This is a genomic window from Paenibacillus sp. GQ49, assembly GCF_059759055.1.
In genome coordinates this window covers 1-10,617 of sequence record NZ_JCAXEL010000038.1, presented here as the reverse complement: position 1 = coordinate 10,617, position 10,617 = coordinate 1, and the positions used below count along the sequence as shown (strand labels likewise).

The 10,617-nt window shown below is 50.4% G+C and carries 2 protein-coding genes; both read left to right on the top strand.

The window, feature by feature from the left end; translation table 11 throughout:
- On the top strand, nt 1-2,490 hold a 2,490-nt coding region (locus tag AC6CIF_RS31740), incomplete at its 5' end, for an SDR family oxidoreductase (protein WP_498202742.1).
- A gap of 111 nt (nt 2,491-2,601) precedes the next feature.
- Nucleotides 2,602-10,617, top strand: an 8,016-nt coding sequence (locus AC6CIF_RS31735; RefSeq protein ID WP_498202741.1) for an SDR family NAD(P)-dependent oxidoreductase, incomplete at its 3' end; no start/stop codon positions are given.

The following is a 10,617-nucleotide window of genomic DNA, read 5'->3' as shown; positions in this document are numbered from 1 at the left end:
GCGTGGACACGAGGGGCAGTGATTCAGTGGATGGAGCTATACGGGGACAACAGACAGCAGCACCCGCGCAGAATCAGTCTGCCCGCGTATCCGTTTGCAGCTGAACGTTACTGGGTACCTGAACCCCTTGTCTCAAGAGAACAGAGGAGCAAAGTAATACAACATACAAGCGTACCTATTTTACATCCGCTCGTACATTGCAATACATCCAGCTTTGGTTTGCAACGATATGCCAGTACGTTTACGGGCGAGGAAACGATTTTGGCCCATCATCAGGTCCATGGAGAGAAATGGCTTCCGGGTACAGCCTATCTGGAAATGGCCAGAGCGGCGGTTCAGCAAGCTGTTGGACTTTTCGATGATTCGTTGCAGGTACGGTGTATTCAGAAAGTCACATGGATGACACCTCTACAGGTGGATCAGCCGGTTGATGTTCTCATCGAACTTAAACAGCAGAATGATGGAATCGTAGGTTTTGAGATCTATAGCTTCACTCATGGATCTGAGCAACTCAAACGAACACATTGCAAGGGTTCCGTTCTGCTGGGGGGAATACAGGCATCCGTTCAACCAAACGGAAACAAACCTTGGCTGGTTGAGAAGGAAGAACGTGTCCTAGCAGGTAAGGAGTGTTATTCCTTGTTTGACGGATTGGGTCTATCCTACGGGTCCGCCTTTCAGGGACTTACACAGCTGTTCATCCAGGATCATCAGGTTTGGGCACAGTTGCGGTTGTCTCCGGCAGTCGGACATACAGAGCAATATGTAATGAATCCATATTTGCTTGATGCGGCGTTCCAGGCCTCCATGGGTCTTTTGCTGAAGCAACATGTGGAGGGGGGCCGAAGTCCTGATTCAGTGCCACTGCCGTTTACACTAGATCAGTTGGAACTCCTGCATCCTTGCACAGAAGAGATGTGGGTGCGTGTCCAACGGATGGATCACTCTTCTGGGGCACAGGGGCTGATCAAGTTTCAGATTGAGATGTATAGTCCGGACGGAAAGTTATGCATTCGGATGACAGAATTGGCTTGTAAAGCTCCCACAGCGGATAAGCTTCCTTTATTTCAAAATCCGTTGACGACCGGGGGGATACCTCCTGTTGGACATGTTCTGATGACACCCATATGGAGTGTATTTACGCCGGAGGAGATAGCGCTTCCGCTATCCGTTGGTAACAAGGTGCTCATCATTAGTGACAACGATACAAGTCATAAGCAAGCTCTGAAACTATATCCGGGCGCAATGCACATGTTGCCCCATAACAGCGTACTTGGTTGGAAGGACAACCTGTCGGAGTTTGCCATTCTGGATCATATCATATGGCACGCTCCTTCCCCCGGTAATGTTTGCATGGCAGATGATTCGATTGTTGAGGGACAGGAGCAGGGGGTTCTTCAACTGTTCAGAATGATCAAGAGTCTACTAGAGCTTGGATACGGTAATCGAAGCTTGAGTTTGACCCTCATTACGACAAATGCGATCCCATCCTCTCCAATGGACGAAATTAATCCTACCCATGCAAGCATTCATGGTTTTGCGGGCTCTTTGGCCAAAGAATACTCCCGGTGGAGCATAAAACTGCTCGATCTGGAGCATGAGGTTGAATGGGCGGAGACCCAAATGCAAGAACTTCCTAGGAATGGGCAAGGGAACGCCTATCTGTATAGGGATAACGAGTGGTTACGCCAGGAGTTGATCCCGGTAAATGTGCACAATGAACATGCAATTAAGGATGCTTATCGCCAAGAGGGAGTATATGTGGTCATTGGTGGGGCAGGTGGCATTGGACAGGTGTGGAGCGAATACATGATCCGGCAGTACAATGCACGCATTATCTGGATCGGGCGCAGGGAACCTGATTCAAGCATTCAACGTTGTATAGAACGTTTGGAGTCCCTGGGCAGTGCTCCCGAGTACATTGTGGCAGATGCGACAAATGCAGATTCCCTCCAGAAGGCCTATGAACAGATCAAGCGAAGACATCCCCATATTCAAGGTGTAATTCATTCTGCGATTGTATTGCAGGATCAAAGTATCGCCAATATGGAGGAGGATCGTTTTCAAGCTGTCTTATCTGCAAAAGTCGCTGTAAGTGCACGCATGGCTCAGGTATTTGGACAGGATGACCTCGACTTCATGCTGTTTTTCTCGTCCTTCAATTCGTTTACCAGGTCTCCTGGGCAAAGCAATTATGCGGCTGGCTGCACTTTCAAGGATGCGTTTGCTCATCAGCTTGCGATGGAGCGTTCCTATGATGTCAAAGTCATAAATTGGGGTTATTGGGGAAGTGTGGGAAGTGTAGCCTCGGAAGAATACAACACCCTTATGAGCAATGCCGGTATCGGTTCTATTGAAGTAGCTGAAGCGATGAAAGCACTGGAAATCCTTTTGACAGGATCACTGGATCAACTGGGGCTTGTCAGAACGACCAGACCTCTTTTTATGCAAGAGCTGAACTTGAACAAAGTTGCATCCCTGAATGGTTAACAGAACGATGTGTTGACAGGGTGCATGAACCGTTTTGCACGGTACGGGAGAGCAGCGGAACATAAATGTTTCCAATGAATGGGCATCTGCCACCACAGGGAGGTTAAAACAATGGATGATCAGGTGTATATTCCGATTACAAAACATATTCCCGAGGGACTTCGCAGTGAGACAGATCAGTTACACGGGTGGCTTGTCGCATTATTGTCAGCGGAATTAAAGGCAATGGGGTTATTTGAAAAAAGCTATTCCAACACCAGGGAATGGTTAGAGAAAAACGGGATACCCGTTTTGTTTCATCGCTGGATGGAAGAGACACTTGCTGTGTTAGCCAAAGAAGAGGGGAATGGCGCTGAGGGCGGGCAAACCGCTACTACCTTCGAGAATGTGTGGCAGAAATGGGATGAAGTTAAACAGCAATGGCTGCAAAAGGGACACCTTCAATCCCAGGTCCTTTTGGCAGAAACGGCATTAAAACACCTGCCTGATATTCTTCGGGGACACAAGCAGGCAACGGATGTTCTTTTCCCCAATTCAAGCATGACACTTGTCGAAGGCATATACCAAAACAATCCCATCGCCGACTATTTCAATGAGGTTATGGGATCGCAACTTATAACAATTATTGAAGAAAAAATAAAAAAGAATGCAACCATTCGGTTGAGAATCATTGAATTTGGCGCGGGTACTGGCGGAACCAGTACCCCTGTGCTTGATAAGCTCAGACCGTATGAGCAGTACATTGAGGAATATTGTTATACGGATATCTCTTCCTCTTTTCTATTGCAGGCAGAGCAGCGCTATGGAAATGAACACCCATATTTAACCTACAGAAAAATAGATGTGACCAAACAACTGCAGGGTCAATCCATTAATGAAGCTGTCTATGATATAGCAATCGCGGCCAATGTGCTGCATGCTACACCCAATATCCGTCAAACCCTCGGACATATCAAGGCAGCGATCAAAAAACAGGGGCATTTGCTCCTGAACGAGATAACCGATAATACACTTTTTGCCCATATTACGTTTGGTTTGTTGGAGGGCTGGTGGTTATACGAAGATGAGGCACTGCGTATTCCGGGCTGCCCAGGACTTACACCTAATACATGGAAAAAGGTGCTCGCCAAAGAGGGGTTCAGAAATGTTCGTTTTCCGGCATTAAATGCTGAAGAGTGGGGACAACAAATCGTTGTATCTCAAAGTGACGGCATCATTATACATGAAATAAAACAGAGTCCTGTATCTCATCCTGTACAGACACAAACCAGAGCGATTCCTGACGTGGAATGGAGACCCAATTCATCCCCGGTTATGGAGACTGGAAACATTCAACCTACAGCAGATATTCCTGACCACCTGATCCGAGATCATATTATTACGGTCATCCGGGACAGCATAGAAACTTCACTTAAGATGAGTCAGAAGCGGATCGATAATCATCAAAGTTTCTCTGAATATGGCGTGGATTCGATTGTTGCCGTCAATCTGGTCAATCTTATTAACGAGCAATGTGGAATAGTGATGCAGACTACAGTGCTGTTCGATCATAACACGGTCCATGCCTTAAGCAAGCACATGCTGGAGCAATATCGACAAGAGATTGTGGCTTACATGCTGCCTGACCCGGCTACATCTCCACAGAGGAAAGACGAACAAGCCATCATTTTGGACATGAGCAACGATAATCGTAAGGCTGATAAGCCTGCTGTGCATAGGAATGAGGATCGGTTGCCAGTTCGGGATGAGAGGAGTAATCCTAATGCGACTTGGACACGCACAATGGTTAATAACGAAAAGCTGGGATCCATTTCGGAAGGTTCATATTATCGATTGCTGCTGGAGAAACCTGGAGAATCCGATGAACTTAAACTGATTCAGGATCAATCGCGTTCACTCCAGTCAAACGAAGTGCAAATTGCTGTACATGCTTTTTCACTTAATTTTGGAGACCTGTTATGTGTAAGAGGACTGTATCCAACCATGCCCGCATATCCGTTTACCCCTGGCTTCGAAGTCAGCGGGGTCGTTGTTCAAACAGGTTCCGAGGTTACAGACCTTCGACGTGGTGAAGAAGTGGTGGCCATGATGGGTGAGCAGATGGGTGGTCATGCCAATATGGTGATCTGTCCGGCAGCTCATGTAGTAACCAAACCGAAAAAGTTAACATTTGAAGAAGCCTGCTCACTGCCGGCCGTCACTATGACCATGCTTGATGTGTTCCACAAAGCCAAACCGCAGCCAGGTGAAAAAATATTGATTCAGACGGCGGCCGGAGGGACAGGTCTTATTGCCGTACAGCTGGCGCAGCATTATGGTCTGGAAATCTATGCCACAGCGGGTTCAGATGTGAAACTGAACTATCTGCAACAACAGGGTGTGCACCATACCATTCAGTATGTGGAGCAGGATTTTGCCGAGGAGATCCACCGTCTTACGAACGGGCAAGGTGTAGATCTTGTTATCAATACTTTATCGGGTGATGCGATTCAAAAGGGGATGGCTTGTCTTGCTCCCGGTGGCAGATATATTGAAATTGCTATGACTGCCCTCAAATCAGCCAAAAATATTGATTTATCCTTGTTATCGAACAATCAGGCATTTTATTCGGTAGATTTACGACGCATGGCCTTCCGTGATCCTTCTATAATTCGAACCTATATGAGGGAAATGGCGATCCTAATTGACGAGAACATCGTTCGTCCGACGATATATGCCACTTATCCTTTTCAGCAAGTGAAAGAAGCATATAAGGCTATGGGAAACCGCAGTAATATCGGCAAAATTGTGGTACATATCCCTGAAGAACAACGTTTTAAGCCGTATTCTGCTAAGCCATGGGAGCAAAACGTTGTGGTAGAAGAGGCCATAATGAATCAAGAAACACCGCCCGTCAGGGAGGAAATAGCGATTATTGGAATCAGTGGCCGATTTGCACAAAGTCGCAATCCTGAGGAGTTATGGAAACATTTGCAAGCCGGGAATGATCTGATTGGAGAGGTAAAACGTTGGGATCTGGACGCTTATTACGCGGATCAGCAGTCCTATTGTCGACATGGCAGCTTTATAGAGGATTTTGATCGTTTCGATCCTCTGTTTTTTAATATATCCGGCGTGGAAGCCACCTATATGGACCCGCAGCAGCGCATTTTTTTGGAGGAGTCCTGGAAGGCGCTTGAAGATGGCGGTTATGCTGGCAAAAAGGCCGAGGGCCTTCAATGTGGTGTCTATGTAGGCTGCAGCGGCATGGATTATCAAAGCATATTTGGACATGAGGGCCCTCCGCAGGCTTTCTGGGGGAACGCCAATTCTATTGTGCCTGCTCGCATAGCCTATTACCTGAATCTGCACGGTCCGGCCATTACAGTGGATACAGCCTGTTCCAGTTCATTGGTGGCCATTCATCTGGCATGTCAAGGATTATGGTCAGGCGAGACGAATATGGCTCTTGCCGGAGGTGTATTCATCCAGTCTACCCCTGGATTCTACATTGCCTCCAATCGAGCGGGAATGCTGTCTCCAACAGGACGGTGTCATACCTTTGATGAAGCAGCAGATGGTTTTGTTCCAGGAGAAGGCGCAGGGGTTGTTATCCTGAAAAGGCTTAGCGAGGCGCTGGATGACGGTGACCAGATTTACGGAGTCATTCGAGGGAGCGGAATAAACCAGGATGGGTCCACCAATGGAATTACGGCTCCCAGTGCGAAATCCCAGGAACGGCTTGAGCAGAACGTATATGAGACTTTTAATATTAATCCTGAACACATCCAGCTGGTCGAGGCTCATGGGACAGGGACCAGGCTGGGAGACCCGATTGAGTTCAATGCATTGACGCAGGCGTTTAGAAAACATACGGACGAAAAGCAGTTCTGTGCGATTGGCTCGGTAAAAAGCAATATCGGTCATACGGCCACGGCAGCTGGAGTAGCGGGTTTGTTTAAAATTATGCTGGGGATGCGTCATCAAAAAATAGCCCCCTCCATTCATTTTCATCAAGCCAACAGCCAGATTGCCTTAAATGACAGCCCGTTCTATATCCCTACAGCCACGATGGAATGGAAAGCCGGGTCAAGTGGCAGAAGATGTGCTGCAATCAGTTCATTTGGTTTCAGTGGTACGAATGCCCATATGGTCATTGAGGAGGGACCGCTGCAATCCAGAGCGTCAGAGCCGATGCCGGGATATTTGATTGCACTTTCAGCCCGTACCGCCGAACAATTGCGTCAGCAGGTTGAACAACTCACCGCCTACGGAAGACAATTGCCGGAACAGGATTGCGGTAACTTGAGCTACACGCTGTTATTGGGACGCAAACATATGGATTTCCGCCTCGCCTGTGTGACCCGAAGTCTGAATGAAGCGATGACTATACTTCAACGCTGGTTGGATAAGGGAAGTGCACCACAGGTTCGGGTTTCACAAGGAACACCGGACACTTCACATGAGCACTCCTCATTACAGCGATATGGAAATGAATGTTTGCGGAGCTGCCGGAAGACGACACATGCAAGCGAATATTTAGAACATCTGGGTACTGCAGCGGATCTGTATATCCAGGGATATGAACTTGATTATGATCTGTTGTTTGAGCAGGGTCACTATTGGACCATATCCTTACCCACCTATCCATTTGCCAGAGAGCGGTATTGGGTGGAGCACGAAGAAATGAATTGCTCACCATTAATAGAAAAACCAACAATAGTTAAACCATCAAATGAGAGCATATTACTGCACTCCATGCTGCACCACAACCGTTCGGACCTGCTGCGAGGCCAGTGGTACAGCAGTCAGTTCAATGGCAATGAGCCTTTCCTAAGCGATCATGTGGTACAGAGGCACAAGCTGCTTCCGGCTGTTGTTCAGCTGGAAATGGCCCGGGCAGCAGCGGTGCATGCAGCGAATTGGCCTCCGCTCACACACAGTCTGCTGCTGCGGCATGTAATGTGGAGCAGGCCGCTCGTTGTTGGAGAGGAGCCTGTGGAGGTTCATCTGGCGCTTGAGGCTGAGGCAGATGAGAGCTTGTCCTATAAAATATCGGCAGCGTCATCAATTGAGTCCAGCGAAGCGGTGTATAGTCAAGGGCGTGTAAGTGTGGGACGACCTCTCGCAGAAGCCGTGCAAACCTTGGATTTGCAGGCTGTACGCAGCCGATGTACAGAGGGACAGGCCAGTGGAGCAGTTTGTTATGAAGCATTCCGAAAACTGGGTCTGGAGTACGGTCCGTCCCATCAGACCATTGCCGAATTGCAATGGGGGACAAACGAGGCCTTGGCGCAGCTGCGTCTGCCACAAGCGCTCTTCGAAGGGCAAGGTGACACCGTGCTGCATCCCGGTATGGTGGATGGGGCCTTGCAAGCATCCATCGCCCTGCTGGCCGGAGATCAGATCGCGGAAGTGCTGAGATCCACTACTCTGGAGGGTGCAGTAAGCTTGGGGAGCACGGCCCTTGCGAGCACAACAGAACGACATGGGAACCCGCCCGCTTCCGCTCCGTTACCTTTTGCGCTGGAGGAGGCGGAAGTGATATCTCCTTGTCAGGCGCACATGTGGGCGGTGGTGCGTGTTCGCCCCGAGTCTGCGGCATCTTCCGCTGCGGAGGCTAGCGTCCGTAAACTGGATCTGGAGCTGTGCGATTCAGAGGGACAGGTTTGCATTCGACTGCGGGGCGTGACCTCGCGTGTACCCGAAAGCCGGGAAGGTGTGCTGCTGGTGCAGCCCGAGTGGCAGGAGCTGCCGAAGCGCTTCCTACCGGCTGAAGCTGTGGCGGTTGAACCCGCGGTGTTGCTGTGTGATTGGGCCCCGCAAGACTTCGCAACTGCGGATGTGTCCTGGAAGCCGATGGTGTTAACGGGGTCGTTGGAGGCGAGGTACGGACAGGCTGTTCAGGCCATTCTGCACCATGTGCAGCAGCAGCTTGCGATGCAGCGAAGCCACCGGATGGCTGTGCAGGTCGTCGTGGCGGGAGATGAACAAGGAAGACGGTTCGCTGGTTTGAGCGGGCTGCTGCGGACGGTGAGGCTGGAGCATCCGGGCTGTCTGGCACAGCTTGTCGAAGTCCAGCCGGGGACATCCGCCGCACGGTTGACCGAGCAGCTGCACCAGTGTGCGCTTCATGCGGAGGACAGCCATCTGCGTTGGGAAGCGGACGAACTGAAGCGAGCGGGCTGGCAGGCGGTTGACGTGAACATGGATGAGAACGTGGACATGAATAAGATGACGAATGGGAATGCAGAGACAGAGGTGAAGACAAAGCGGAAGAGCGGCTTCCCGCTGTTGTCCCCTTGGAGAGACGGAGGCGTGTACGTCATTACAGGCGGAGCCGGTGGCCTGGGACGGATCTGGGCCCGGGAGATTGCAGTCCAAACGGAAGGCAGTACGCTCATATTGACTGGCCGATCCCCGGCTATGCCAGAGGCGGTACAGCGAGAGATGGCGCAGCTTCCTGCCCGGGTGCTTTATGAAGCAGTGGACGTCACCGATCGGGAGGCGGTCCACGGACTGTTCGGGCGTATCCGTCAGCAGTATAGCCAGGTGAACGGGGTGCTGCATTGTGCCGGAGAGATCCGGGACAGTCTGATACGGTACAAAACGGAAAGCGACTGGCAGGCCGTGCTGGCTCCGAAAGTAGTCGGCATACGGAATCTGGAAGAAGCGATCGGGACAGAGGCGCTGGATGTACTGCTGCTGTTCTCTTCGGGTGCAGCGGTGACGGGGAATGCAGGGCAGGGCGATTATGCCGCCGCGAATGGGTATATGGATGCGTATGCGGTGAGCCGAAATGCGCGGATGAAACGCGGGGAGTGTCAAGGGCGAACCTTATCCATCAACTGGCCGTTGTGGGAAGAAGGCGGGATGCAGCTGGAGGAAGAGGGGAAGGCACGTCTGTGGAAACAGCATGGGTTAAGACCGCTGGGAACCGCGTCGGGTGTGAAGGCGCTGTATCAGGCCTGGGCGAGTGGAAGCAGTCAGGTAGCGGTGGCGGAAGGCAAGCTGTCGGTGCTGCGCAGAAGCCTGCTGGAGCCGGGAGATTCGGGGTCATCTGAACCGATCGAGCCGGTAAAGGCAGACAAGCTTGAACCGGTGTCGGAATGGGTATCCACCAAGCTTGGAGCCCCTCTGGCGGGAGGCATGACTCGGCAGGAAGCTATAGCGGTGCTCACGTTGGAAGTTGCCGCTTTGTTGAACGTAGGGGAGCAGGACGTGGACCCGGACATGGACTGGAGTGAATATGGTTTGGACCCGGTGCAATGGAGTGAACTTTCCCGCAGACTGCTGGCCCGGCATGGATGGGACATTTCTGCAGAGACACTCTTGGAACACTTGAACATGAGTCAAACTGTCCAGCAAGTTACCGGTCAGATCCACCCGATGGGGAAGGAGCGAATGGACCTGCATAAAAAAGAAGAGAACCTTGGCCTTATTCAGAAGAATGATGCTGATTTGCGAGTAAAAACAGTTCAATTTCTACAAGAGCGTTTAGCCCGTGTCATCGGTCTTCCGAAATCAAGGATTGACGTAGATACAGCCATGGATCGATACGGTATAGATTCGCTGCTTATTATGCAGATGACTACCAATTTGGAAGAACAGTTTGGTCTCTTGCCCAAAACACTTTTTTTTGAGTATCAGACCCTTCGGGCTCTGAGCGAATATTTTCTTGAGCACCATCATGAACAACTGCGACCCATTGTAGGGGGAGGACGTTCTGAGGAGTCCGTTAGTATATCTCCGACCTCGGTTGCTGTACAGAAGCCAGAAATAGAGGACGTTAAATCCAAGGACATTTTACGCCAAAAGAGGACGTTAAAGAATCAACAAGCTACTAATCCAGAGTCGAAGAACGCAGCACCAATGAATTCTTTGAATTCGATAAATCCAACTGAATCATCCATTCAGGTGCAAGAGAAGGAGGAGAAGCAGGATATCGCCATTATTGGTGTGGCGGGAAGGTACCCGGGAGCACGGAACATCCATGAATTTTGGGAGAATCTGCGCAGTGGAACGGACAGCATTACCGAAATCCCGTCAGAACGCTGGGACCAGGAGAAGGTATATGATTCAGCGCCGGGCACACCGGGCAAGACCTATGGACGCTGGGGCGGATTTCTGGACGGTGTGGACGAATTC